17 protein-coding genes are annotated in these 26899 nt (G+C 67.6%); 6 read left to right on the forward strand and 11 right to left on the reverse strand.

What is annotated here, in order from left to right; all coding sequences use genetic code 11:
- Positions 1-34 precede the first annotated feature (34 nt).
- Complete coding sequence (gene purH, locus KA248_03925; GenBank protein ID MBP7829045.1) at positions 35-1663, forward strand: bifunctional phosphoribosylaminoimidazolecarboxamide formyltransferase/IMP cyclohydrolase; 1629 nt, start codon at positions 35-37, stop codon at positions 1661-1663.
- A gap of 4 nt (positions 1664-1667) precedes the next feature.
- Here purH and KA248_03930 read toward each other — a convergent pair whose 3' ends face one another.
- From KA248_03930 to KA248_03955, 6 genes are all read right to left on the reverse strand, one after another.
- Positions 1668-2228: a hypothetical protein gene (locus KA248_03930; protein MBP7829046.1), complete on the reverse strand. Its 561-nt coding sequence runs from the start codon at positions 2226-2228 to the stop codon at positions 1668-1670.
- Positions 2229-2483: 255 nt separating this feature from the next.
- Positions 2484-3338 carry a xanthine dehydrogenase family protein subunit M gene (locus tag KA248_03935; protein MBP7829047.1) on the reverse strand — a complete coding sequence of 285 codons (855 nt, stop codon included), beginning with the start codon at positions 3336-3338 and terminating at the stop codon, positions 2484-2486.
- A complete protein-coding gene (locus KA248_03940; GenBank protein MBP7829048.1) occupies positions 3335-3814 on the reverse strand; it encodes a (2Fe-2S)-binding protein in 480 nt (159 codons plus the stop codon). Before KA248_03940 ends, KA248_03935 begins: the two co-directional genes overlap by 4 nt.
- A gap of 124 nt (positions 3815-3938) precedes the next feature.
- Positions 3939-6212: a xanthine dehydrogenase family protein gene (locus tag KA248_03945; protein MBP7829049.1), complete on the reverse strand. Its 2274-nt coding sequence runs from the start codon at positions 6210-6212 to the stop codon at positions 3939-3941.
- 22 nt (positions 6213-6234) lie between these two features.
- A complete protein-coding gene (locus KA248_03950; GenBank protein ID MBP7829050.1) occupies positions 6235-6582 on the reverse strand; it encodes a hypothetical protein in 348 nt (115 codons plus the stop codon).
- Positions 6583-6617: 35 nt separating this feature from the next.
- Positions 6618-7997: a B12-binding domain-containing radical SAM protein gene (locus KA248_03955; protein MBP7829051.1), complete on the reverse strand. Its 1380-nt coding sequence runs from the start codon at positions 7995-7997 to the stop codon at positions 6618-6620.
- A 180-nt stretch (positions 7998-8177) separates the two neighbouring features.
- Between KA248_03955 and KA248_03960 the strand changes: the two genes are divergently transcribed.
- Positions 8178-9650 carry a sigma 54-interacting transcriptional regulator gene (locus KA248_03960; GenBank protein MBP7829052.1) on the forward strand — a complete coding sequence of 491 codons (1473 nt, stop codon included), beginning with the start codon at positions 8178-8180 and terminating at the stop codon, positions 9648-9650.
- A 275-nt stretch (positions 9651-9925) separates the two neighbouring features.
- Positions 9926-10897, forward strand: coding sequence for a hypothetical protein (locus KA248_03965; protein MBP7829053.1), 972 nt, complete (start codon positions 9926-9928; stop codon positions 10895-10897).
- 31 nt (positions 10898-10928) lie between these two features.
- Here KA248_03965 and KA248_03970 read toward each other — a convergent pair whose 3' ends face one another.
- From KA248_03970 to KA248_03980, 3 genes are all read right to left on the reverse strand, one after another.
- Positions 10929-19481, reverse strand: coding sequence for a hypothetical protein (locus KA248_03970; GenBank protein ID MBP7829054.1), 8553 nt, complete (start codon positions 19479-19481; stop codon positions 10929-10931).
- Positions 19482-19652: 171 nt separating this feature from the next.
- Complete coding sequence (locus KA248_03975) at positions 19653-20198, reverse strand: CPBP family intramembrane metalloprotease (protein MBP7829055.1); 546 nt, start codon at positions 20196-20198, stop codon at positions 19653-19655.
- A gap of 95 nt (positions 20199-20293) precedes the next feature.
- A complete protein-coding gene (locus KA248_03980; protein MBP7829056.1) occupies positions 20294-21235 on the reverse strand; it encodes a prenyltransferase in 942 nt (313 codons plus the stop codon).
- Between the two features lie 491 nt (positions 21236-21726).
- Here KA248_03980 and KA248_03985 point away from each other — a divergent pair, with 491 nt between their 5' ends.
- Entirely contained in the window at positions 21727-22791 is a 1065-nt protein-coding gene (locus tag KA248_03985) for a DUF2244 domain-containing protein (GenBank protein MBP7829057.1), read from the forward strand.
- 116 nt (positions 22792-22907) lie between these two features.
- The gene (locus tag KA248_03990) at positions 22908-23393 is read left to right on the forward strand and encodes a hypothetical protein (GenBank protein MBP7829058.1); all 486 of its coding nucleotides are present in this window, start codon (positions 22908-22910) and stop codon (positions 23391-23393) included.
- A gap of 6 nt (positions 23394-23399) precedes the next feature.
- On the opposite strand, the gene KA248_03995 is transcribed toward KA248_03990, so the two are convergent.
- On the reverse strand, positions 23400-25526 hold the full coding sequence (locus KA248_03995; protein MBP7829059.1) for a carboxy terminal-processing peptidase: 2127 nt from the start codon (positions 25524-25526) through the stop codon (positions 23400-23402).
- Positions 25527-25709: 183 nt separating this feature from the next.
- Between KA248_03995 and KA248_04000 the strand changes: the two genes are divergently transcribed.
- Positions 25710-26663 (forward strand): hypothetical protein, encoded by a 954-nt coding sequence (locus KA248_04000; protein ID MBP7829060.1) that lies wholly within the window; start codon positions 25710-25712, stop codon positions 26661-26663.
- On the opposite strand, the gene KA248_04005 is transcribed toward KA248_04000, so the two are convergent.
- Positions 26641-26835, reverse strand: coding sequence for a hypothetical protein (locus KA248_04005; protein ID MBP7829061.1), 195 nt, complete (start codon positions 26833-26835; stop codon positions 26641-26643). The two genes, KA248_04000 and KA248_04005, sit on opposite strands and share 23 nt — an antisense overlap.
- Positions 26836-26899 lie beyond the last annotated feature (64 nt).

The following is a 26899-nucleotide window of genomic DNA, read 5'->3' on the forward strand; positions in this document are numbered from 1 at the left end:
GCGCAAGGCGGCAGGGGGCGCAGGGAGATCGGTTATGAAAATCCAACGGGCGCTGATCAGCGTGTCGGACAAGACGGGCGTCGCGGAGTTCGCGCGCGCGCTGGCGGGGATGGGCGTGGAGATCCTCTCCACCGGCGGCACGGCGAAAAGCCTGCGCGAGGCCGGCGTGCCGGTGCGCGAGGTGTCGGACTTCACGGGGTTCCCCGAGATGCTCGACGGCCGCGTGAAGACCCTGCACCCGAAAATCCACGCCGGGCTGCTCTACCTCCGCGGCAAGCCCGACCACGAGGAGACCATGACGAAGCACGGGCTCCTGCCGATCGACCTCGTCTGCGTCAACCTCTATCCCTTCGAGGCCACCGTGGCGAGGGACGGGGTGCTGCTGTCGGAGGCCGTGGAGCAGATCGATATCGGCGGGCCCTCCATGCTGCGCTCCGCCGCCAAGAACCACGCGGCGGTGACGGTGGTGACCGACCCGGCCGACTACCCGCGCGTGCTGGAGCAGATGCGGACGCACGGGGGCGGCACGACACCGGACCTGCGCCTGGAGCTGGCGCAGAAAGTCTACGCGCGGACCGCCGCGTACGACGCGGCCATCGCCGCCTTTCTCGCCGGCCGGCTCGACGCCTCGACGCCGCCTCCGCTGGCGCTCTCGGCGTACGATCCGGTGAAGCTGCGCTACGGGGAAAACCCCCACCAGGAGGCCCTGTTCTACCGCGAGCCCGACCCGCGGACGGCCTGCATCGCGCGGGCAGAGCTCCTGCACGGCAAGGAGATGTCCTACAACAACTTCCTCGACGGCGACGCGGCCCTGGAGTCCGCGCGCGAACTGTGCGGGTCGCCCGCCGCCTCGATCATCAAGCACAGCAATCCCTGCGGGTACGCCACCGGCCGGACCCTGGCCGCCGCCCTGGCCGCCGCGTGGGACGGCGACCCGGTCTCCTCCTTCGGCAGCGTCATCGCGGTGACCGTGCCCTTCACGCTCGAGGCCGCGCAGTTCCTCAAGGGCCGTTTCGTCGAGGCGCTGATCGCGCCGGACTACGAGCCGGACGCGCTCGAGTTCCTGAAAGCCAAGAGCAAGGACCTGCGCATCCTGAAGCTCAACCGGCCGCTAACCCCGCCCATGCGCGGCCGCGTGCTGCGCCAGGTCCACGGCGGCCTCCTGGTCCAGGATCGCGACGTGATGGAGATGGAGCGATGGGTGATTCCGACCGAGGCGCTGTTCCCGGAGGAGAAGCGGGCCCTGGCGGAGTTCGGTATCCGGGCGTGCAAGCACATCAAGTCCAACGCCATCGCCATCGTCCGCGAATACGAGCCCGGCCAGTTCGCCCTGCTCGGCATGGGGGCGGGGCAGCCCAACCGGGTGGACGCGCTGCGGAAACTGGCTGTGGCCAAGGCGCGGGAGAATCTTGCCCTGCTGGCCAAACACGCATCCACCTACGGCCAGGCGCCCAAGGAATTCGAGTGCCGCGTCATGGGCGGGTGTGTGCTCGTCTCCGACGCCTTTTTCCCGTTCGCGGACAACATCGAGGCCGCGGCCGAGGCCGGTATCCGCTACATCGTCCAGCCCGGCGGCTCAAAAAAGGACGAGGAAGTCATCGCCGCCTGCGACAAGTTCGGCATCGCCATGGCCGTCACCGGCGTCCGGCACTTCCGGCATTGAAAAACTACGGCGCCCGGAGCGGCCGGAGACGCGGGGGAAGCTTCCGTATTTTATCGCCCCTGGCCTCGTCCAGCAGGTTCCAGTCCACGCGGGACTGGATGGACGGCGGCTCGTATTTTTCGGTGATGACCGTGCCGTCGGTCGCCAGGACGCGGATGCCGTAGCCGGCGATGTCGTCCTTGACGACGCCGGGATTCGTTCCGTCCGTCCATTCCCGGGCTTCAAGTTCGACGGGCTCGGTCTCCAGCTTGACCGATTGCCCGAGCGGCAGGCTGACGCTGCGGCGGCCCCAGGTTCCCGGGAATACACGGCCACCGCCCCCTTCGACCAGGATCAGCCACTCGACATTCAGGTCCGTCGGCGTCGCCGCCGACCAGCTCTTGAGTTCGATTTCGTAGGCAACCTGCTTGTTCACCGACCGGCTGGTGCCGCGCCACAAATCCTGTTCGTTGCCCTTGAGGGTGTCCAAGGTCTTTTTGGTGGCCGTGATCTCGATGTGGTCCCGGGCGCCGGCCACGGACACCAGCAGGCCCAGGATCAACCCGAATAGGATATACCGCTTCATAAGGGTTCCTCCCTCGTTGCATTCATGCTAATCCTCCGGGCCGGTCGCTGTCCAGTCCTGCCGCGTGCTAGGACTGATTCATAAGGGATCGCCACCTGCGCCGGCCTCGAGGGCGAGGCCGCGCTACACGGACGCCACGGATGCGGGGCTCGGCGTAGCCCGCGACCGCCCCCGGTCGCGGGCCGGCCATGATCAGTTGTTCGGTGGCGCGGCGGGAGCCGATCCCGCACTGGGCCAGGTACTTCTGGAGGCGAATCATGCTTCGAGCAGGGCGCGGACGAGCCGGCCGGACACCCACTTCCGGTACGCGGCCGTGGAGCGGATGTCGTCAATCGGCCGGACCTCTTCGGACGCGCGGCGCTCGACCTCTTCAAGCAAGGCGGCATCCAACGTCCGGCCGGCGACCCACGCCTCGAGTTGGGGCAGGCGAACCGGCACGGGCGCCACGCTGCCCAGCGCGACGGCCAACGACACGACCGATCCATTCTGCATATCGACGCGGCAGGCGCCCATCACTTTGGAGATCGCCTGCGCGGCGCGCGTGCCGATCTTGTGGAACGTTTCCCGGGCGCCCGCCGGCAGGGCCGGGAGCGTGAAGGATACGATCAACTCGTCCGGCCGAAGATCGAGCTGGCGGTAACCGAGGAACAGTTTCGTGAGCGGAACTTCCCGCCGGCCCGACGCGGAGGCCACGGTGGCCGAGCCGCCGGTGATCAGCAGGGCGGGGGCGAGGTCGCCGGCCGGGCTGGCGTTGGCGACGTTGCCCGCGATGGTCCCGCGGTTCTGGATCTGGCGGCCGCCGACGGTCGCCGCGGCGGCCGCGAGCGCCGGGAGCTTGCCGCGGACAAGGGGCGACGATCGCAACTCGGTGTGCGTCGTCAGCGCGCCGATCTCGATGCCGCGCGGAGTTTCCCGGATGCCCTTGAGCTCCTTCAAGCCCCAGAGGCTGACCGCGCGCTCGGGGATGGCCGCGACCCCGGATTCCCACTGGACCATCAGGTCCGTGCCGCCCGCCAGCGGCCGGCCGCGCGTCTTCTCGTCCGCCTGCCACGCCAACGCCTCGGCCAGGCTGCCGGGGAACCGGATTTCGATGTCTTCCACCGTTCTCATTTTTCGGGCCACCGGTCGGCGGCCTGCTTGACCGCCTCGATAATTTTTTCGTAACCCGTGCAGCGGCAAATATTACCGGCGTGCGCCTCGCGGATCGCCGCGTCGTCCGGCGCGCGCGTCTTCGAGAGCAGCGCGAACGAGGACATGATCATGCCCGGGATGCAGAACCCGCACTGCGCCGCGCCGCGCTCGATGTACGCCTCCTGGAGGATGCGCCCGCCCTCGGTCTTCTCCAGGCCTTCCACGGTCATGATCTCGGCGCCGTCGGGGACCTGGCCCGCGGCGACCAGGCAGGAGGTCACAGGCTCGCCGTTCAGCAGGACCGTGCAGGCCCCGCACTCGCCCTCGCCGCAGCCTTCCTTGGTGCCCTTCAGTCCCAAATCATTCCGGAGCGCGTCGAGCAGCCGCCGCCCGGGCGGGAGTTCCACCGTCCATCGCTCGCCGTTCACGATCCACGTTCTCTTGACGGTGTTCATAAAATCAGGTCATCACGATGGTGCGAGGGGGCGTCGCGGGAGCTCCGCCCTCCAGAAGAAGGCCTGGAATTGGAGGGTCGAGCTCCTGCGAGACCGACTATCCACCCGTGCTCGTCCGCTCTCTTCATTTCGCGCCTTTCGCGTGTTTCGCAGTTAACTCCTCAAAGAGCTTTTCCGGCGTGATGGGCAGGTCGCGGAGGCGGAGCCCCGTCGCCGCCTCGATCGCGTTGGCGATCGCCGGCGCAAGGCCGTCCATCGGGAGCTCGCCGACTCCCTTGGCGCCCGGCGGCGCGTGGTCAAAGGGAAACTCGACGAAGTGCAGGTCCATTTCGGGGACGTCCTGCATCGTCGGGATGATGTACGTCTGCATCCGGCTGGCGTCGAACCGGCCCTTCTTGCCGATGCCGACTTTTTCCATCACGGAGTAGCCGAGGGCTTGGACCAGGCCGCCCTCGATCTGGCCCTTGGCCAGCACGGGATTGACAACCTTGCCGATGTCGTAGAAGGCCGTGATCTTCTTCACGCGGATTTCCAGCGTGCGCGGGTCGACCTCGACCTCGGCGACGTTGCAGCCCCACGAGTAGCCGGGATAGGAGTCGCCCTTGAAGGTCTTCTGGTCCCACTGCGTGCCCGGCGGCAGGACGAAGAGGTGCTCCACGCGCAGGCGGCCGTTTTTGTTGAGGTAGGCGGAGGCGATCTCGTCGAACTCCTCGCCCGACGTAATCGGCCGCCCCGCAAATTCTTCCAGCGCCTTTTTCAGCTTGCCCGCGGCGCCGTAGACGCAGCTGCCGACGACCATGGTCGTGCGCGAGGCGACGGTCGGGCCGCTGTTGGGGACGAGGGCGGTGTCGGGGAAGGGGCAGAGCACGCGGGAGAGGTCGAGGCCCAGCCCGTCGGCGGCGAGCTGGCTCAAGACGGTCAGCGCGCCCTGGCCCATCTCGGTGGAGCTGACGCGGACGATGCCGCCGGGCCGGCCGGGCGCGAGCCAGTCGAGGTCCATCGCCGCTCGCGCCTTGATGCGGGCCTCGCCGTCGCCGGTGAAGGCGGCGCCGTGCGCGAAGAAGGAGACGCCGATGCCGTACCAGTTCTTCGCGCCGGGCTTTCCGCGGCTGCACTTCTTCCACTGCTCGCCGAACCGGCAGCGCTCGAGCGATTTCTCGAGCACGGCGGGCGAGCCGACGCTCCACTTCAGCACCTGGCCCGTCGGCGTCGTGTCGCCCTGGACGAGGCAGTTCTTCAACCGGAACTCGTGCGGGGTCATGCCGGCGGCGGCGGCGAGGGCGTCCACGTGGCTTTCGAGGCCCCAGATGGCCTGCGGCGCGCCGAAGCCGCGGAACGCGCCGGAGGGCACGGTGTTCGTGCGCGCGACGAGGCCGTTGACGAAGACGTGATCGCAGCGGTAGCCCATCGCCGCGTGCAGGATGCCGCGGTACATGACCACGTCGCTCAAGGTCAGGTACGCGCCGCCGTCGAGCAGGAAGTCCACGACGATCGCCGCGATCGTCCCGTCCTGGTTCAGCCCGGCCCGGTAGCGGGACCACACCGGGTGCCGCTTGGTCGTGTAGAGGATGTCCTGGTGCCGGTCATAGACGATCTTCACCGGGCGCTTCGCCTTGAGCGCGAGCAGGGCCACGTAGCCGGCGAGCCACGTCGGGAATTCCTCCTTGCCGCCGAACGCGCCGCCGACCGCCGCCTGCTTGACGCGGATCTTCTCCGGCGGCAGGGCGAGGGCCTCGCAGAGCTCGTGGACGATGAAGTAGGGGCACTGCATGCTGCCGTAGATGAACACGCCGCCGTCCGCGGTCGGCTCGGCGACGAGGCCCTGCGGCTCGATGTAGAGCTGCTCCTGGTGGCCCGCGGTGTATTCCGCCTCGACGACCTTGTCGGCGCGGGCGAGCGCGGCCTCCGCGTCGCCCTTGCGGATGGTCTGGCCGCAGAGCTTCACGAGGGCCGGGTCGTTCCGCTTGAACTGGTCCGCGACCTCCCGCAGCGTCAGGACGGCGGGCAACTCCTCGCAGTCAATCCGCAGGTGCTCCGCGGCCTCCCGGGCGAGCCGCAGCGTGGGCGCGGCGATCAGGGCGACCGGCTCGCCCGCGTACAGGAACTCGTCCGACGCGATGACGGGCATCGAGCGGTCGTGGCTGACGATGCAGTTGGGCCCCGGGATGTCCTTCGCGGTGACCACGACCACGCGCGACCAGTCGAAGGCGGGATCGGGCGTCAGCCCGCGCAGCCGGCCGTGGGGGACGGGCGCGCGGACGACATGGCCGAACCAGCCGTTCGGAACCGGGAGATCGTCGACATACTGGGCGCGCCCGCGGACCTTGTCCCCGGCGTCCACGCGGGGGATGCCCTGGCCCACCCAGTGAGGGGCGCGTGTCTGCACGGTCGTCGGCATAGGTTGCTCCAACCCATGGAATTTACACGAGCCCGGACGTATTTGAAGCAGAAAAACTCGCGCCCGGCGGGGTCCGGAAAGTGACACGGCCGTCCCGGCCGTGCCGGGCGCCGGCCGTGACCGGCTTCCGGGGCTTCAACTGCCGGAAGAAGGAAACCAGTCCGAGCAGGGCGCCGATCGAGTAGCCGATCGCCCACGGGAGCGACCGCGACTCGAGCCACGCGTACCGGGCTAAAAGGATCGCGACCGGGACGACCGCCGCGCCGGCGAGGGCGCAGGGCAGGGATCGACCTCTATTGACGAGGCCCCACAGGCTTAGCCCGAGAATGATCAATGCCGCAAGCAGTATGAGGGCGCCGGCTCCATGCATGTTATTTCCTTTGTGTGTTTTTTACCTTGGGTCCGTTAAACCGCGGCCGGGACCGGGGCCGTCGCCGGCGCGGCGCGCGCCGGCTCTTTTCGTTTGGCCGGGTCCCACCCGCGAATCTTCCACCGGAACGTGCGCCCGTAGTAGGCGAGGTTCACGGCCGCCAGGTAGGGAAGAGAGGCCAGCCCGCCGGGCCGGAACGCGTGTCGCCACATCCGGCGGACGATGCGCCAGGGACGGTAAAACTGGTGCGTCACCCAGTCGTGCCCCGCCTGCAGGTCCGCGGCCGACATGTTCCGCGGCCGGAATACCGCGTGGTGGAAATCGTAGTGCGACCAGTCGCCGTCCGCGAGCCGGTCCTTCATCATCGCGTACCGGGGCGTCCCGGGCAGGGGCGTGAAGATCGAGGCCTGGATCACGTCGATCTCCAAGTCGTCCAGCTGTTTCAGCGTGGCGGAAAAGACGTCCGGCGTGTCGCCGTCGAACCCGAACACGATCCCGGCCTCCACGGCGATGCCATGGCGGTGCAGTCGGCGTACGGCCTCGCGGTACCCGCTGACGCGGTTGAACGACTTGCTGACGCCGTCGAGGTTGCGGTCCGAAAAGGTCTCCAATCCCACGAAGACGCCCTTGCAGCCCGCCCGCGCGGCCAGGGCGACCAACTCCGGGTCGTCGGCGATGGCCAGCGTGGCCTGCGTGATCCACCATTTCCGCAGGGGGACCAGCGCCTGGAACAGGCGGCAGGCGTAGTCGCGGTCCGCCGTGAGGTTGTCGTCGACGAAGATGATGAACTTGCCGGGGATGGCGGAGACCTCGGCGATCAACTCGTCCACGGGGCGCTGCCGGTGGGTCTTCCGGTTGAACGCGGAGATGGCGCAGAAGTCGCAGCCGTGGGGGCAGCCGCGGGTGGCCTGCACGGCGTGGGCCGTCGCGTAGCGCCGGCCGTGGAGCAGGTGCCGGGGCGGCGGGCGCAGGCCGCGCAGCGAGTGCAGGGCGTCGGACCGGTAGATTCCCCGCAGGCGGCCGGCGCGCGCATCCTCGACCAGGCGGGCCCACAGGCCCTCCGCCTCGCCGGCCAGGACGGCATCCGCGTGCCGGATGGCCTCCTCGGGGCAGAGGGACGGGTGCATGCCGCCGAGGACCACGGGCACGCCGCGCGCGCGAAACCGGCCCGCGATCTCGTAGGCGCGGGGCGCCAGCGCGGTCATGCACGTGATGCCCACGAGGTCCGCCTCGGCGTCCCACGGGATGTCCTCGATCTGCTCGTCCACGATGCGGATGTCCACGTCCGCCGGCGTTTCCGCGGCCACGCTCAACAGGCTCAACATCGAGAACCGGAACACCCGGCCCCCGAACAACCGGCTCTTCCCGACGCGTGTCCACCGTCCGCTCGCCGGCGCGATCAACAACAGTTTCATGCGATCCCCTTTCCGTGGTTCCCTGTCCGCCTTCCCTCTTAGCAGCAAGCCTGCCAACCGGAAGGGGGGAATTTGTAACATCCTTATAATGAAGAATTTATTAGATAACCGCGAGGCCATGCCGGGTTTGTATTCATTCGTTTGCATTCATTTTATGTATATGATATATACATTTAATGTATGACAAGTCGCCTTCACATACCGGCCTCCGATCAGCCGCTGTTCCGGCTGGTGGAGGCGGCCGCGATGGCCAATCCGTTCAGTGACGACCGGTTCGAGGTGGAGCGGCACATCGCCGGCGCCGCGGGCGCGACCGCCGCGCAAGTCCGCGAGCGCGCCATTCAAAGGGTGCGCGAGCGGATGGCGGAGTACGCTCGCCGGGGCCGGGCCGATATCCGGCTCTATCCGCGCGGGGACGCGGAGCGGCTCCGGACGGTCATCCTGTTCGACGTGTTCCATCGATACATCCAGGAGATGGACGCGCTGATCGTGCGGCAGCAGGAAGCGGGCGATATGCCGATCGAGGTGCCCTTCGCGGCGGGTATTCTTCGGGAGATGACCGAGGCCGGGCTGCCCCTCGAGGGCGCGCAGCACGTCCTGGCGGAGTTCTACCAGTTGCGGCGCGCGTTCTACTTCATCCGCCACGCGGCGCTGGGTTCCAGCCCCTGCATGCAGGCGCTGCGGTGCGAGCTCTGGACCAACGTGTTCACGCACGATTTCCACCTGTACGATCGCTTCCTGTGGAACCGCATGGAGGATTTTTCGACGCTGCTCCTGGGCGAGACGGGCACGGGCAAGGGCATGGCGGCGCGGGCCATCGGGTGTTCGGGGTTCATCCCCTACGACCCCGCGAAGGGGCGTTTCGCCTGCAGCTTCACCCGGACGTTCATCTCGCTCAACCTGTCGCAGTTCCCGCCGTCGCTGATCGAGTCGGAGCTGTTCGGCCATCGCAAGGGGGCCTTCACCGGGGCGATCGAGGAGCACCCGGGCATGCTGGCGCGGTGCAGCCCGCACGGGGCCATCTTCCTGGACGAGATCGGGGACGTGGACGCGCCCATCCAGATCAAGCTGCTGCAGGTCCTCCAGGAGCGGACCTTTTCGCCCGTCGGCAGCCACGAGAAGAAGCGGTTCCAGGGCCGGGTCATCGCGGCGACGAATAAGCCCCTGGATCAACTTCGGCGCAGCGGGCGGTTCCGCGACGACTTCTACTACCGGCTCTGCTCCGACCAGATCATCTTGCCGCCGTTGGCGCAGCGCCTGCGCGAGAACCCGGCGGAACTGGGCGACCTGGTCGGCGCCATCCTCCGGCGATTGTGCGGCGAGGACTTCGCCGAGCTGAAGGCCGTTGTCCTGGACGCCCTGGAAAAAAGCCCCGGGAGGGACTACGCGTGGCCCGGCAACGTGCGCGAACTGGAGCAGGCGACGCGGCGGATCCTGCTCAAGGCCGGCTACGAGGGCGACGCGAAACGCGCGGACGGCGGCGCGGAGGCCGAACTCCTGGAAGGAATCCGCGCCGGGACCGCGGACGCGGCCGCGCTGCTCGCCGGGTACTGCAAGGTCCTCTACGAGCGGCACGGCACCTACGAGGAAGTGGCGCGGCGCACGGGCTTGGACTGGCGCACGGCGAAGAAGCATATCGCCGCGGGCCCGTGAGGGCGCGGCGCCCAGGATCCGCGCGTAAGGATGGCGTTCACTCGGACATTCCCTGCGCACGCCGCCGTCGTTGCGGCTCGCGTGGACGCTCGCCCTCCAGAACGCTTTCTGTGCGAAGCGGATAGATTTCCCGCCTGGAGGGCGAGCGTCCCCGCGAGCCATGACAGCAAAGGAGAACCCGGGTGGAATCGCGCAGGGTCGGAGGTCGTTACGCGCGGATTCGCTGGCGCACATCGGGCTTGTCCTGCGGGACGGGGGTATGGCATCGTGCGGCCATGTTCAAACCTTCACTCCTGGTCGCGGCCGGCGTACTGATCGCGGCGGGCTGTCGCTCGCCGCAGGTGGGCGAAATCCGCCCGATGACCGACGGGGAACTGCGCGCCGTCTTTTCCCGCGCGCAGGACCCGCGGCGGTTCTGGATCACGGTCTACGGCTCGGAGGAGGGCGCGGTTTTTGCCAACGCCAACCGCCTGCACCCGGAGCAGGTGGTCGCCCTGCCGTTCGCCGGCGGGAAGAGCCGGCCGGACTGGCCCCTGGTCAGCGTGCAGTCGACCACCAAGGAGTCCTTCCTGGCCCTCGTGGACACGAGTTCGCGGGACAGTTGGGGGGCGCCCGACGTCGTGCTGGGCCTGCGCGGCGCACCGCTGGGCCCGCCGGCCTACGAGGCCGCGCCCGAGCACGTCCTGGAGCCGGTCAAGGGCTACGCCTGCGTGATCCCGACGATCCGGTACGACCTCATGCAGATGGAAAACGTCGTCGTGTACCTGCGCGCCGCCCGCGGGCCGCTGGGCTACCTGGCGCGCCGGGACGAGAAAAAGACGCCGCCGGTCCTGGTGTTCGGCATGGCCTGGATCAACGTGTTCTCCTTCGTCCAGCTCAACTACCCGGAGCAGCTCGTGTTCCTCTCCTCCACGTCGGCCTACGGGCCGTCCGCCGAGCAGTTGCTCGCCGAGGTGCCGCTGAAGACCGTGCGCGGGGCGCTGGCCGTGGAGGGCCTCGTGGACGGCGAGCCCGCGACGCTGATCCTCGATTCGGCCGGCGATTTCGAGCTGGCGATGACCGAGCCGCCGGCCGAGCCCGTCCGGGTGAGCGTGGGCGACCTGGTCTTCCCCCGCGCGAAGGCCGTGGCCTCCCGCGAGCACGCGCTGGGCCTGCCGGACTACCCGCGGATCGGCGCGAAATGGCTGGCGAAGTACAAGGTCACCATCGCCCCGAAGGCGAAGGTCGTCTACTTCGAGCGGCCGTGAACTGGAGCCGGGATCGCCGATCCCGGCCACATCACGGCTCGGTCACGCCGATCTTGTAGAACCGGTTGGTCGCCAGGTTCGGATGCGGCGAGGTCTGGGTGCCGTCGTCCGTCCACTCGTACAGCGCGCCGGTCCCCGCGACGCCCCCCGGGGTGGCGTTGGACCATGACTGGTTCAGCAGGCCGGTGTTGTTGTAGTAGATGTAGTAGGTCCGTCCGTTGGCCGTGTCGAACCGCACGATGAACCCGTTGGCGGCCCGCGCGGTCGAGGCGACCGCGAAAAAGTCGTCCTCATCCTTCGGATCGGTGTCGGCGACCTGCTCCTGCCAGTCCAGCAGGGCGTCTCCATCCCAGTTGCTGTCCTCGTCGGCGGTGGTCAGGTTGCCGAAGTTATCGAGTTCCCACTGGTCCGGGATGCCGTCGCCGTCGCTGTCCGTGTCGCCGGTGTCCTGGACCGAGAAGCCCATCGAGAAGGAGAAGACGTTGGTCCCCCAGATCTCGACCTGGTGGGTCTGGGCCTGGTTGCGCATGTTGATGGTGAACACGGCGTTGCTGCCCGGGAGATCGTCCACGGCCAGCAGGTTGAACGCGGTATTGTGCCCGGCGTCGCCGTAGCCGAGTTTCGCCTCGACGGTCTTGCCGCCGCCGAGGTTGGCGAGGGTCATGACGCCGCCGGAATGCTCCTCCACGCCGAGGGTGTTCTGGCCCTGGCGGAGCAGGTTGTCGAGGTTGGGCGAGAAGCCGTGGCGGATATAGAGCACGCCGCCGTTGAGCGTGTTGGTCACGTTGTAGGACACCTGGAACAGGTTGGTCGCCGGGTTCAGGGTGATGGTCTTCCGGATCTTGCCGTCGGCGGACGCCATGCGCCAGCCGTTGGTCCAGTACGTGAAGGTGTAGAGCTGGTTGACGTAGTTCGTCGTGCCCGGCCACCAGTCCTTGAGGCCGGAGGTCCGGTACCCGAGGGTCGTCCCGTTGGTCATCACGTGCCCGGTGCCCTCGACCTCGGTCTCGACGCCCGCGTAGCTGACGGGATTGCCCAGCACCTGGCGCACGGCGCCGTCGGACGGGTCGCGCGCGAACGCGACGGTCATGCGTCCGCCGATCCGCTCGAAGACCGCGTAGAGGCGGTCGTTGTACAGCACGTACTCGTTCTCGCCGTCGAGGTCCACGTCGGCCTGCGCCGCCTGCGGGGTGGTGACGCCGGCGGCGATGGCGGCCCAGTCGTCCACCTCCTCGTACAGGGCGGCGAACCGGGTCTGGGCCTGGGCGGTCTTCGCGAAGTCGATCAGCGTGAGGTAGCTTTCCGAGGGATAGAGGTACTCGCCCGTGCTCCACCGGCGCAGGTCGTTGTTGTCCTCGTTGTGGAAGGCCGTCTCGAAGACCGAGGCATGGATCACCGCGCGGGCCAGGCGGGCGATGTTCGTGTCCGCGATGGACTCGACCTGCGCCCACGCGCTGCTGACCACGCCGCCGAAGTAGAGCATGCCGTAGGCCTGGGAGACGTTCGTGCCGGGCCGGATCTCGAAGACCTTGTTCTGCAGGCCCTCGCGCTTGGTGGCCTCTCCGACGTACCAGTTGTCGTAGTCGCCGCGGGTGGCATGGTTGATCCAGTCGTGGCTCTGCTTGGAGAGCGACGGCGAGCCGCGATCCAGCTTCCACCAGGCATTGCCGACGTCGTCGCCGTCGGTATCGATCGCGCCGGACAGGATCTCCTCCAGGCCGACCAGCTGGATCCACGGCCGGTTGGCGATCCAGCGGATGTTGCGGTCGTACGCGTCCGCGTCGTCGTTGTCGCTGAAATCCTCCCAGTTGCTGAAGATCGTCGTCACGCGCTGCTGGTCGCCGCGGGCGCGCCGGTTGAACAGCGCGCGCAGGGACAGGCTCAAGCCGCTGTCGGAGTTCGAGAACCGGTAGCTCGTGGGCAGGTTGTTGATGACGAAGCAGTCCACGTTGCCGATGCGGTTGATGCTGTAGCCGTTGTCGCCCATCGAGTCCGTGCGCCCGAACCAGTAGTACAGGTGCGTGTCCTGGTCGAGCACCGTCGCGCGGAAGCCGGCGTTGGTGATCTTGGCGAGCGTGTCGTCGTCGAGCACGCGCTCGGGCGTCCAGAACACGCTGTTGGTGCCGAAGCTCGCGCCGTAGATTTCCCCGAGGTACTCCGAGGCCAGCCGGATGTTGTCGGCGTTGAACTCCTTTGTGAAGTACGGGAGGATGTGGTCGGAGAAGGTGCTGCCGAGCATCCAGACCACGTTGGTTTCCACGAGGCGGCGGACGGTCTCGTTGAGCGTCGGCCCGTCGCGCCACAGCGGGCTGGCGTTGGTGTCCACGCGCGCCCACTGGAGGGAGGCCGCCAGCGTCGGCGTGACGTGCAGGTTGAGCGCCTCGCCGAAGACCTCGTGCGTCAGCAGCGGCCGATGGTAGCCGGCGCCGTCGCCGGTATTGACCAGCAACTGGGCGACGTGGCCGGGCTGGTTGTGCTGGTTGCCGTGGATGACGATCGCCGCCTTGGCGCGGCCGGCCCGGACCGTGCCGGGGATCCAGTTGTACAGCACGCTGTTCGCGCCGCTCAAGCCGGCCTGGGCGTCCCAGTAGTCCTCGGCGATGTAGTCGTTCCAGATCGCGTCGCGGATGTCGCTGCGCCCGCCGATGTCGCCCGCGCCGACGGGGCTGTTCTGCGTGCCGTCGCGCGTCGAGTAGACCTGGAAGTTGAGCGAGGCCATGCTGCCGTTCCAGCCGATCGCCGTCAGGGCGGTCCGGCTGATCGAGAACTCGACGGCGTCCAGCTCGTGGTTGTAGTAGGAGCCGACGAAGTGCTGGGGCTGGGCCTGCACGCCGCCGTAGGTGAACAGGTCCTCGGCGAAGGTGCTCGTATTCTGGCCGGGATTGGTATCGACGTACACGGTTCCGGCCGACGAATCGTAGAGGGCCACGACCGCCTCCCAGCGCATCTCGGTCAGCGTGTCCACGTCGTCCGGCAGCTTGCGCTCGCCGATGGACTGGTTGCCGGTGTCGATGACGACGTAGAGATCCAGGTTCCCCTGCTCGGCCAGCGCCTTGAGGTCGTAGAAGTCGAACCGGAAATACAGCTTGCCGTCCGCCTCCCCGCCGTCGCGCGCGTAAAAGGCCAGGAGGTCGCGCGAGTTGTCCCAGTCGTCCCAGGCCTTGTAGATGTCGCCCTGCTGGTTGTTGTTGCCGCCGCCCTCGTAGTAGTCGAGCGCGCGCAGGTCCGCCCAGGTCCAGTCCGTGAACTCCTGGTAATTGGTCGTGCCGTTGATCACGCCCAGGGCCTCGCCCCGGCCGATGACGATGGACCCTTCCGGCGGCGGCGGGCTGGTGACGCACACCCGCGGGTCGGTGCCGCCCAGGTAGTGCTGGTAGTTGTTCACCCCGCAGCCCGTGAGGTCGCCGTCGGCGCCCTGGCGCGTGTTGGTGGGGCTCATCTGGCCGGTCCGGACATTGTACCAGCCGTCGTCGAACGGATCGAGGCCGTACTGCTGCTCCCACCCGTCCGGCAGGCCGTCCTCCTCCGTGTCCCGGTCCAGCGGATCGGTTTCCAGCACCAGCAGGCGCGGCCAGACGTTGGTGTTCTGCCACGTCCCTCCGCTATACGTCGGCCGCGGGTAGTCGGTCCACAGCTTGCTATAGTCCAGGGCGCGCGAGCGGATGCCGGCCAGGCCGTGGCCCAGGATATACGTGTTGTTGGTGTCCCACGTGACGGTGAGCGCGGTGGTCGTGCCGGCCGGCCACAGCAGGGCCAGGTCCACCTTGTTGTTGAGGTTGGCGTCCTCGGAGCCGTCGGCCAGCCCGTCCTCGTCCGTGTCGCCGTTGTTGGGATCGGGCTCCAGGAAGCGGGCGTTGGCCGGGAACGAGTCGCTGTCCACCTTCGAGGAGTTGTAGACCGTCGGGATGTTCGGGTGCGCCAGGACGCCGGTGGCCACGCCGCTGCCGTTGAGGGTGCCGATGTCCACCCGGCCGTTCCGGTTGAGGTCCTCCTGCCCGTCCAGCAGCCCGTCGTAATCCGTGTCCGGCTTGCTCGGGTCGGTCATCGTGCCGCAGATCTGGTCCGTGCGGGACTTGTTGAAATTGTAGCGCGAGTATCCCGAGTTGTCGGTCGTGTTGTAGATCGGGATGTCCTGGTCGGCGAGGAAGTTCTTCCACCCGTCGCCGTTGGTGTCCTCGTTGGTATCGGTGGCCGCGAACGCGTAGTTCCAGCCGCTTTCGAGCCCGTCGGGCAGGCCGTCGTTGTCCGTGTCCGGGCTCAACGGGTCGGTCTTGCCGTAGATGATCCAGATGTGCACGTCGCCGTTGATCCATGTCTCCGGGTTCGTGTCGGGCAGGTTCGTCGGGTTGGCTTCCGGGTTGTCGTAGAGGCCGTCGTCGTCATCGTCGTCGTCGCCGGCGTCCTCGTCCACCATCTGGGTGAGCACCACGCGGGCGTTGCGCAGCGCCGAGGCGTGCTTCGTCGTGCCGGAGGCCGAGTTGGTGTCCGCGTGCGCGTAGAACTGGAACTGGCCCGCGGTCATGTTGGTCCACAGGAAACCCCAGAGCTGCTTGCTTCCGGAGACCACGGGGTTGGGATCCACTCGCCACGCCGTCAGGCCGGAGGCCGTGGCGCCCGGGTAGACGGCCGTCAGGATCAGCTGGTTGCTGGCCACCACCTGGGAGACGACCATGAAGTTCGTGCTGATCCGGATCGTGTTGCCGATGCTCAACTGCTCCTGGAACAAGGTCCCGGTTCCGTTGACGACGTTGGACCCGGTCGTCACGGAGACCGTGCCCGAGAGCTGGTTGCTCGTCGAGGCGATCCGCGGCGCGAAGCCGGCCGAGTTCGTGAACTCGATCCAGACGTTCTTCGCCTTCAGGTCCGTCTCGACCTGGACCCGGTACTGCCGCTGCGTGGGCGACGGGCTGGGCACATCGGGCAGGATGATCCGGTACGGAGCGCCGTCGGAATCGTATTCCGGCGGATCGGTGATCTGGATCAGGATGCTGTCCGCGCCGGACTGCGCGCGCACGATGCGGCTGGCCTGCAGCGTGATCCCCAGCCCGGCCGCGTTGGTGTGCAGGATCTGCAGGTTGTGCAGGAAGTTCGTGTCGCCGTTGTACATGTCCGACAGCGGGATGGCCAGGGCGTGGTGGCTGCCGCTGACGTCCCACTCGTAGTACCAGCCGTCGCGGCCCTGGGCGACGTCGTTGATCTTGAACAGGAACCGGTTGTTCAGCGTGTTGGTGTCCACGCCGTCCGCGAGCGTCTTGCTGAACCAGACCTTGGCGTGGTAGCCGGACCAGACCAGGTCGCCGTCGTAGGGCGGGTAGGCGACGTAGAGCTGGTACGCCGGCGCGTCGGTCTTCACGCCGCGCGTCAGCGTGGTGAAATGCCCGTTCGTGTCCGAGAGCGCCAGGTTGGTCGAGGAGGAGAGCTCGCGCAGCTTGACCGTGATCGTCGCGTTCGAGTTGCCCGACGGGATGTTGCGGTAGGTGAACCGCCACTCGTCCGGGTAATCGCTCGGGATGTAGAGGCTCGGCGTCACCTTGTAGGCCTTCGCCCAGGAAAGCTGGCCGACGGCGTTGGTGCCGATGCCGTTCGTCTGGCCCGTCGCCCCGTCGTCGTTGGACTTGTCCCAGTCGCTGATATTGAACCAGACCTCCGTCACCGTCGGGTCGGTCCGGACCACGGCCCCGTACTCCTTCGAGCCCAGCGTCTCGCTCTCGGCCGGGTACTTGATCTCCCCCGTCGGCCGGTCCACGTCGAGGTAGAACGGCTGGGTGAAGGTGCTGTAGATCGAGGCCCGCTTGCCGTTGCCCTCGGCCGCGCCGTCGCGCTGCAGGAAGGCCCGGCCGCGGACCACGTGGAACCCGTCCACCAGGCCGGTGGACACGATCCCGAAATCGTTGTGCGGATAGTAGGTGACCGTCCGGGTGTTCAGGTTCGTCGCCTGCCAGACGCCCATCAGCGTCTTCTTGCGGTTGATCCCGTCGTCGGAGTTCGGGAAGAGCACCTCCCACGGGAAGCCGTCCGCCCCCTGCTGCCGGTAGGCGCCGACCTTGTAGCGCAGCACCGTGCCGTTGGTCATGGCCGGGATCGTCGCGTACCACCAGTCCGGCGTGCCCGTGCCGTCCCACGCCCCGTTGGTGTACCAGCCCAGCGGCACGACCTTCGTCGTCCCGCGCCCGATGCCGCCGGCGCCCTCCGGCCAGGTCGCGCCGTCCGTCGTGTAGTACAGCGCCAGCCGGTTGACGTAGGTCGAGGAGTACCCGACCTTCACGCGCACAGTGACGTTGGAATTCGCCGCGTTCTGCGGCAGCGGGAAGAACTGCTTGTTGGCCGACTCGTCGTTGTCCGACGGGTTGTGGTAGACCCACGCCGCGGTCTCCGCGCCGCTCCAGTCGTTCGCCCCGTTGCCCGCGTTGATGTTGTACCCGGAGCTGCCGATGGTGGCGATGTACGTCCCCGCGCCCGCGGAGCCGATGGTATTGTGCGCCGCGTTCGTGTCCGCGAACTTCTCCCGGTGCTGGCGGTGCACGAAGTCCGCCTGCTCGTAGCCCAGGAAGGCGTCCATCGAGCCCTCGTTGCCGGGCGGGTAGTCGCGCGAGTCGCCGCTGCCGTGGTTGAGGGTGTTCAGGTTGATCCCGCCGTCGAGCTTGAACAGGACGTTGTACGCCGAGCCGTCCACCATGGTCATGAACTTCAGGTTGGTGGAGGAGGTGACGCGGGGCAGGCTGTAGGTGTAGGTGAAATCCGTGGTGTTGCTGTCCGCGACGCCGTACGGATTGAAGCCCGGGTCGCCGTCCGGCCCGTCGCGCCGGGTCACGGTCACGTCGCCGGCCTCCTGCCCGTTCTGGAAGATCGTGACGGTCCGGCCGCCGTGGCAGCTCCACAGGTCCGAGGCCTCCGGGTTGCGCCAGGAGAAGGCGAAGTAGCCGCCGGGCGGGATGATCAGGTCTCCGATGTACCGGCTGGAGGGCACGGTGTAGTAGAAGCCGGGCCCCGAGGCGGAGTACTGCCACAGCTTGGAGCCGCCGGGGAAGGTGGTCTGGATTTCGCGCGATGCGCCGGAGGCGTAGTTGTCGTTGATCATCACCAGCAGCACGACGCCGTCGCCGTCGGTCATGCTCGTGTTTTCGTGCTTGTCCCACCGCTCGTAGGCCGCGACGTCGCCGTCGCCCCATTTCGAGATGTGCCAGCCGCGGGCGAAATGGCCGTGGATGTAGGCGAGGTTCGGGATCCGCCCGTCGCCCCACTGGCCGAGGTAGGTGGTGTTGGCGTGGCGCGGGAAGGCGCCGCCGCTCTGCCCGAGGGTCTCCGCGTGGCGGTTGCCGTCCGTGTAGATCACCGGCAGGCCCGCGCGCGTCAGGTTGAAGGCGTTGTGCAGTTCCTCGCGGAAGGCGATGTTGTCGTCGTGGCTCTTGGCGTAGTACACGCCGAGGTACTGGCCCATCTGCTTGCCCGAGATGTAGTCCGCGGAGTCCAGCCCCGACAGCGAGCCCCAGGGATTGCCCAGGTTGTCGTTGAAGGTCGAGTGCGTGCGCGCGTCGAGCAGCCGCATCCCGGCGGCCCAGTAGTCGCCGTACGGCGGCGGTTCGCCCATGTGCTCGCCGAACATCATCGCGTCGTTGCGGCCGTAGGATTTTTCGGTGTCGAAGACCGTGTCGCGGTGATTGTCCCAGTCGCTGAACCCGCGGCTCATGTTGAACTGCCACTGGGCCTGGCCGCAGTAGCCGGCGCTGCTGGAATCCTTGTCGCCCGCCCACTGCTCGCCGAAGAAATAGCCCGGCACGTGCTTGACTGCGTCCAGCCGCAGCCCGTCCACCTTCGTGTGGTGCATCAGCCAGCGGACGTTGCGGCAGAGGTACGCCCCGACGTCCTCCTCGTAGAAGGACTCGTTCAGGGCGATGACGTTGGTCGTGATGTTCGTGTTGTTGAACCCGACCCAGCCGAGGGTGGGGTGGTAGTCGTACCACTCGGGATGGGTGCGCTGGCGCACGAACGAGATCTTCGGGTACGTGTCGCCCTCCGACCGGCCGAAATTGGCGTTGGGCGTTTCGTGGGCGATGTCGATCAGGTCGGAAAGGTTCCGGTTCTGCACCTCCCACGTGCTGCCCCAGTTCACCGTGTTGTCCCACTTGCGGAAGAACCCCTCCTCCGTCACGCGCAGGTGGAAGTCCTCGGGGAGCATGCCGGGATAGATATCCACCGCGGTGTATTCGTCCCATCCCGGCACGTCGAACGCCCGGTGGTTCATGATGTTGTCGAAGTACACGCGCATCCCGAAACGGTGGGCCAGGCGGATCAGGCGAAGCAACTCCTCCTCCGTGCCGTACCGGGTCTTGACCGTGCTGCGCTGGTCGATGCCGCCGAGGTCGAAGGGGTCCCAGAGGTCGTAGCCGACGGAGAGCCCGCCGCTGGCCTTCTGCGGTGGCGGCAGCCACAGCGCCCCGTAACCGGCTTCCGCGAGTTCGGGCAGCTTGTCGGCGATCTCGTTCCAGGAGTTGTTGAAAAACTGCAGGACGACTTCCGCGGAGGCGTTCAGGCTCGCGAGGAGCAAAACCACGGTCACGGCGAGGCGAGCTGAACGAGTGCTCATGTGCGTCTCTCCCTTTAGCCAAAATACCCTATCTTCCCGGACGATGAAAGTCCGTGGCCGGCCGTTTTTCAAACCCGGCTTCCGCGCTCCTTTTCCGACCCGGCACTTACACGATACCCTCGCGTTAGAACCGTGTTAAGTGTAGCGCTTTACTTTTCGTGGGGACAGAGATCAGAATGGGGCCACGAGGAATACTGCTACATCCCAAAGAACGTGGCTTGAAATAATTACAAATTCAGAATCAGTGGCAATGTACAGCCAGCCCCAGAACAGGCCGGCGGTCAAAGCGGCCAGGACGAGAACGGGATTCCCGCTGCCGGCATGCACACCGGCATAGAGCAAGGCCCCCGCAAGCAGCCCGCAGGCCGTGCCGAATCTAGAGATCAGGGCCCGCTGCAGATACGCGCGCCAGAACACTTCCTCGCCGGGCCCGATGATGAAAATCATCAGGAGAGCGATGCACCAGTCCGGAAGCGCCGGGCGGACGAGATAGACGCTGGAGATGTGCTCTCGGGAGGCGGGCAGGAAATGGAGCAGCAGGAATCGGCCGGCAAGGAAAATGGCATACAACGCGGCCGCCGAGGCGATGCCGAGGCCGGCCTTCTTCATCCGTCCGCCCGAGAAATCGGCGAGCAGCCGCCGGCGCAGATCGGGGCGCCATGCCAGCAGCGCTCCGTTCAGGATAACCAGGAGCCCCGACATCCACCACCAGAACACCCCTGGCCGCTCCAGCCCCCAGCGAAACAGCGGCGCGAACAAGAGAACGGCGATGATCGAGACCCGCCCGGCCGTGCGGCTGGAAGGGCGCGGATTCACGCGAGCAGCTTGGCGATGACGAACCCCGCGGTGCAGAGCATTCCGAACGCCAGGTTCAACTGCGCCGTCGCGCCGTCGAGGGTGATGAAATCCAGCGGGTGGTCCGGTGTGGCGCGTCGGAGGGCCTTTTTCCATCGCCCGAGGGCCATGGGAAAAGCCAGCCACACGAGCAGCGCCGGCCAGGGCATTCCCCACGCCGCCGCGGGAGAGAGCAGGCGCGCCGCCACGAACACGGTCATGATCGCGAAAGGCGCGAATACCAGGAACCCGTAGTAGGTCAGCGATCCCCGGTCGCCCAGCAGGGCGGCCACCGTGGTGATGCCGGCGCGCTCCCGGTCGGTGGCGATATCCCGCCAGTTGTTCGCGTGCAGGATGCCGATCACGAGAAGCCCTATGGGTATGGCCCACAGCGCGGGCAGGACCGAGGGCCGTCCCGTTTGCACGGTCCACGCGCCGAGCGCGCCGAGGACGCCGAAATCGAGGAAGACGGCCAGGTCGCCCAGCGCGTGGTACTTCAGCGCCGGGCCGAGCGTGTAGCCGGCCCCGATGAGCACGCCGGCCAGGCCGATCCACAGCAGCGGAAGGCCGACGAGGGCGACGAGCCCCAGCCCGATCAGCGAGCCGAGGACGAGGAGCCCCAAGGCCGCCCGCCGCACCTGCGCGCCGGTCAGGTAGCCCCGGACAATCGCGCCGCTGACGGGCGAGACCTCGCGATCCAGGCCCTTGCGGAAATCGGTCACATCGCTCAACATGTTGGCGCCGGTGTGCAGCAGCATCATGCCGATCAGCGCGGCGAGGAACAGCCCGGGGCGGAACGCGGCGCCGCCGGCCGTCACGGCGGCTGCCGTGCCGAAGACCACGGGCATGGTCGAGGCCGGCAGGGCAAAGGGCCTGGCCGCCACGAGCCATTTCTTCACGGCATGGGGGGTGTTGAACATGCTCTATGGATATCCCTTTTTCCCCGGAAAGCAACAGGCCTTGTTTTCAATCCCATCGCGGCCTGCTGGTCATGGTGGAGGGTAGGGTAGCGTCGTCGAGGCCGCCGGGGTGCGCGGTCGGCGCAGGGTCAACTCGGCGCGGGACTGTCCCGCGGGACATACGTCCGACCTGGCGATGTCTTCATAAAGGGGTCGGGCGAACGACTTTCACACTTATCGAAGTGTGAGAGTTCAAAGTTCATTTATAATATATTGCATGATATGTTGTTATAATCAATAATGCAATTATGATGTTTGAAGGACTATGCTCACACTTCGAAAAGTGTGAGCATGGGTTCCGGTCATGGCTCGTGCCGGTTGCCGAAGGGCGGGTTTGTTCCGCGGTGTCGCAGGGGGACGCCCGCGAGGGCGGGGCTTGAAAAACAGATGGAACTCGAAAGGCCCTGATGTATGGTAGGGCCGTGCAGGACCCCTTGCAGTTTCATATGGACGTGAGCCGGCTGCCTGCGGAGCGCGAACTGCGCGGGGGCCGCAGTTTGGGGATTTTCCTGGTGCTGTTCTCCGCGGTTTGGGGCGGACTCCCGGCCATCATGCTTGTCGTGAGCCTGTCGAAGGGAGGCTTCGAGCCGGCCATGGCCGCGACCCTGCTGTTCCCGGTCATCGGCACGGCGCTGTTTCTCGTCGGCCTGAACCAGTTCTTCATCCGTGGCCTGATCCGCGTCACGGAAACCGAGGTCTATTACGATCGCAAGAGCCTGTTTGGACACACGGTATGGAGCGAGCCGCTGGCCAAGTATCCCGGCCTGCTGTTCCGGACCGAGTATCATTCCGGCGGCAAGAACCGGCCTTCCTACACGCTGCACATTGTGGAGCTGCACCACCCGGAGAAGGCGAGGCGGGTGGTCATTCACCAGTCGAAATCGCCCGAGGGCGTACGGCGGGTCTGGGAGGAGTCCTGTAGGACGCTGAAGCTGGCGGCGCTTGAGGAGGCCGGCGGGCAGGTGATCCAGCGCGACGCGGCCGACCTGGACAAGTCGGTCCGCGAGCTGGCGCGCGAGCGGAAGATCAAGGTGACCTTTGATCCGCGCCAGACGCCGCCGGAAGGGATCCACGTGGAGGTGGGCGAGGGGACGCTGACGATAGCGCTGGACCTGCCCCGGATGCCGATGAAGGTGGCGGCGCCCTGGTCGCTGGCCGCGATCGGGATGATGAGCCTTCCCTTCGTTGTCGGGGCGCCCATGATTCTCCTCGTGGTGGGGTTGGCCTTTCTGGCCGTGCCGGTGGCGTGGACGCTGTTCGCCGGCTGGATCCGGCAAACGATCGCGGTATCCCCCGCCGAGGTGCGCGTCGCGTGGCAGACCCCGTGGGGCGCCGGGGCCGAAACCGTCCTGCCGGCCGGGGAAATCGAGCAAGTCGAAGTTCGCAAGGGCGCGGGCAGCACGACGCCGGCGCTGCACGTCGTGACCGACCAGCGCGAGGTGGTCGTCGGCCCCTTCCTGAAGCCCGAGGCCCGCGACTGGCTTCGCCAGTGCATCCTGGCCGTCATTACTCGCTGATCGCGCGCGTTTCTACGTAGCAACCTCGGCGGGCTTCTGACATACTGAATCCGGCAGATCGGTGTGTACCCGTGGAACCGCGTGCATCGGCCATGAGCATCAAACAGGTTGCCGCCATGAAGAAAAATCCCGGGGGCCGTCCCCCCAAGTTCCTGGAGTCCCGGAGGCCGATCACGGTGACCCTGCCGGACCGAATCCTGCGCTCGCTTGAAAGCGTGGACCCGGATCGCGCCCGCGCGATCGTGCGGGTGACCGAGACGGTGACCGGGCAGAAGGAAGACCGCTTCAAGCCGGTGGAGGTCGTGGAAGTCCTGCCGGGCAAGGCCATCATCCTGGTCGGCCCATGCGAACCCCTGCGCCGCGTCAAGGGCCTGCACATGGTCGAGATCACCCCCGTGCGCTACCTGCTGACCATTCCGCCCGGCACGCCCGTGGAATCGCTGGAGGTCGCCATCTTGGATGTCATGGAAAGCGCCCGGGATATCAGCGAACATGAACGCGCCATCCTGGTCGAACTGCGCGGCCTGCTGTCGACGCACCGCCGCGGCAGCCAGATGACCAAGGGCGAACTGCTGTTCGTGGAGACCCGCCGCCGGAAATGACCCGCGTCAGGACGCCGGGCCGGACGCCGTGACGGGGCCGTCCGCCGCCGCGGGCGCGGCCGGTTCGGACGTCAGCGAGATCAGGTCGCTTAAAATCTGCAGGGTCTCGTTGAGCATGGCGTCGGCCTGCTCGTCCTTGCCCGCGTCCTTCTCCCGGAGCTGCCGGCTCAATTCCTTTTCCGCGCGGGCCAGTTCGAGGCGCTTCTCGAAGTTGAGCGAGACGGCCGGCTCCTTCTGCCGCTCGGCGAGCCGGTTCAGCAACTCCAGGTAGGCCTGATACCGGGCGTCGTTCCGGCGCCGCTCTTCGACTTTCTTCTGCAGCGCGGGAAGCGCCTCGCGCAGGGGCGTGGCGAAGGCATAGGTCAGGGTCCGGATTTGCGACCAGGGCAGGGCGTGCGGCAGGGTCTCCTCGCCGATCTCCAGGGTGTCCAGGCTGGACGGGGTCACGATGTCCGGCTCGACCCCGCGCAACTGGGTGGAGCCGCCGTTGATCCGGTAGAAACTGGCCGTGGTGATCTTCAGTTTGCCCAGCGCGGGCTGCCCGTCCTTCAACTCGGCCAGCGTCTGCACGGTGCCCTTGCCGTGGGTCTTGGAGTCGCCCGCGATGACCGCCCGCCCGTAATCCTGCAGCGCGCCGGCCAGGATCTCCGACGCGGATGCGGTCTGCCGGTTGACCAGCACGATCATCGGCCCGTCGTATACCACCTCCGGGTCGGAATCGCTCATCACCTGGCTGCGGCGGCCGTCGCTGACCTGCACCACGGGGCCGCGCTCGATGAACAGCCCCGTCATGCGCACGGCCTCCGCCAGCAGCCCTCCGCCGTTGTTGCGGAGGTCCAGCACGAGCCCCTCGACGCCGTTGGTCCCGAGTTCCTCCAGCAGCCGGCGCACGTCCTGCGCCGAGCTGCGCGGCTCGGGCCCGCGCCCGCGCACCGGCCGGACATCCGCGTAGAAGTCGGGCAGCGTGATCACCCCCAGCTTGCGCGTCCGGCCGTCGGACCCGGCGACCTCCTGGATGGAGGCCTTGGCGGCCTGGTCCTCGAGCTTCACCTCTTCGCGGATGAGATCGATTTTGACCACGGTCGTGCCCGCCGGGTCGGACGCCGGGATCACGGAGAGCACGACCTTGGTGTTCTTCTCCCCGCGGATCAGGCGGACCGCCTTGCTCAACGGCCAGTGCAGGATGCTCACGGGCTCCCCGTCGCCCTGGGCCACGGCGATGATCTTGTCGTTCGGCTTGAGCCGCCCGTCCTTCTCGGCCGGGCCGCCGGGGATGAGCTGGTCGATCTTGGCGGCGCCGTCCTCGCTGGTCAGGCGGGCGCCGATGCCGACGAGGGAGAGCTGCATGCCGATCTCGAAATCCTCGGTCTGGCTGGCGGACATGTAGTCCGTGTGGGGGTCGTAGGCTTGGGCGAAGGCGGTCAGGTAGCGGTCCGCCGGCCACTCGGCCCGGTTGTCGTTGAGGACGTCCAGGTACTGGCGGTAGCTCTTCCGGATGGCCTCCTCGGGCGCGAGGCGCAGGTCGGTGGGCGGGTCGATTTCTTCCGCCGGCTCCGCGGGCGTGTCTTCCGGCGCGGCCGCGGCGACCGCGTTCGTGGCATCGGCCAGTTCGCGGTTGACCAGGTGCGCGATGTACTGGTTCTTGATCTTCCGGCGCCACAGGTCGTCCCAGGCCGGCTCGTCGGCGGGCCACTCGGCGTCCTTGCGCTTCCAGACGTAGGTCTCGTCCTGCCCGAGGTCGAAGGGCTCCTTCAGCAGGCCCTCCGCGAACGCGACGCGGTTGCTCACGCGCTCGCGCAGCACGTCGTAGACTTCGTAGGCGAAGGCGACGTCGCCGGCGGCCAGGCGGTTGTCCAGGTTGGTGACCGCGGTCCGGAACCGCTCGACGTCGGCGGCCAGGAAGTAGCTCCGGTCGAAATCCAGGAAGGCCAGGAACCGGTCAAGGGCGTCGGCGGCGCGCTGGTCGTCCATCGGCAGCGCCGACAGGTGCCACTGGGGCAGGCGGCGGGCCACAAGCCGGGCCGCCTCGGACGGGGCCGCCTCGGCGGGCGCCGAGGGGCTCCGGGCCGCGGCCCAGACGATCCCGCTGGCCAGCAGCAGCGCCGGCCCTCCCCACGATTTCCACGCTTTCATTCTCCGGAATCTCCGGCGAGTACTATAAGGCAAACGCCGCTCCATTTCTACAGGACTCTTGAGTTAATCCATGGACCCAATCGCCCCGGCCGGCGTTCATTTTTTCCCGCCCCGGCCCCCGCGCGCGGGGGGCTGCGCACGGGGGCTTGGATTTCGGCGCGGGCGGCGGTAGGATACGGGCGCATGAACTGGTACGACGTGAAACGGGCCGCCGGGGTGGCCGGGCTCATGGTGCTCGGCGCCGGCCTGCTTTTCGCGCTGCTGATCGGCTCCTCCCTCGGGTGGTTCGAGAGGAGCCGCGGCGCGCCCGCTCGGCCCGCGGCCCCCGCCGTCCGTCCCTCGGCGTCCGTTCCGCGGCCCGGCCCGGCCGCCGCGGAGCCGACCGCGTCATACACGCCGGCGTCGGTCCGGGCGGCCTCCGACCGGGAGGCGGACCCGCGGGCAACCCGCCTCCGCGAGCTCGAGCTGGAAAACCGGCGGCTGAACGGCGAGGTCCAGGACCTGCGGGGCCGGCTCGTGGGCGTGCTGAATTGGGTGCTCACGAACTTCAAGGGCACCTACCCGCTGCCGGAGACGTTCATGGCGCGGCTCCAGGTGCCGCCGGTGACGGAGGACTTCACGCTGCACCCCGAGGCCGCCGCGCTCATCAAGGTGACCCCCGAGGAGGAGCAGAAGATCAACGACATCTTTGCCTACGCCCGCTCCTACCTCGCCGAGATCGAGGCGGCCATGCTGACGGTCACCAGCCCGCGCCCCGACAAGGTCATCCTGCACATCCCGCCGTTCGCCGAGGACGGGGCCGCGCTGCGCGAGGACATGTACGCGGCCATGGAGATCACGCTCGGCCCGGACCGGTTCGACCGCTTCATCAAGGTCTCCGAGGCGGGCCTGAAGTCCAGCTTCTACCGGTTCGGCGAGGCCTCGCGGACGCTCGTGTTCGAGCTGGTGTACGCGGGCGCGGGCGAGCCGCCGCGGCTGAAGATCAAGGACGGCTGGATCATGGAGACCGCGCCGGGCGGCAAGGAAATCACGGCCGTCGAATCCACCGTCACCAACCTGCCGGCGGGGTACGCCGCCTACTCGCCGTGGCTGCCCGATACCCTCGTGCAGGGGTTCATGGGCGGGGCCGTTCGGTAGCCTGCGCGTTCTTCCACTTGTCCATTTCCTTCCGGTAGCAATCCGGGCAGATCCCGTGGCTCACCTTGTTCATCTCGCCGGGCTTGACGTCGATCCACTTGCCGCAGGCGGCGCACTTCACGTACATCAGCTCCGCGGACTCCTTCGCGCTTTTTTTATCCGGGCGGCTCACGGCATCCTTTCGTCGGCTCGGCCGCGCGGGGCGGCGACCCCGGCTTTGTGACAGGAAACGCGCG

The organism is Kiritimatiellia bacterium, from assembly GCA_018001225.1.
In the GTDB taxonomy this organism is placed as follows: domain Bacteria; phylum Verrucomicrobiota; class Kiritimatiellia; order CAIQIC01; family JAGNIJ01; genus JAGNIJ01.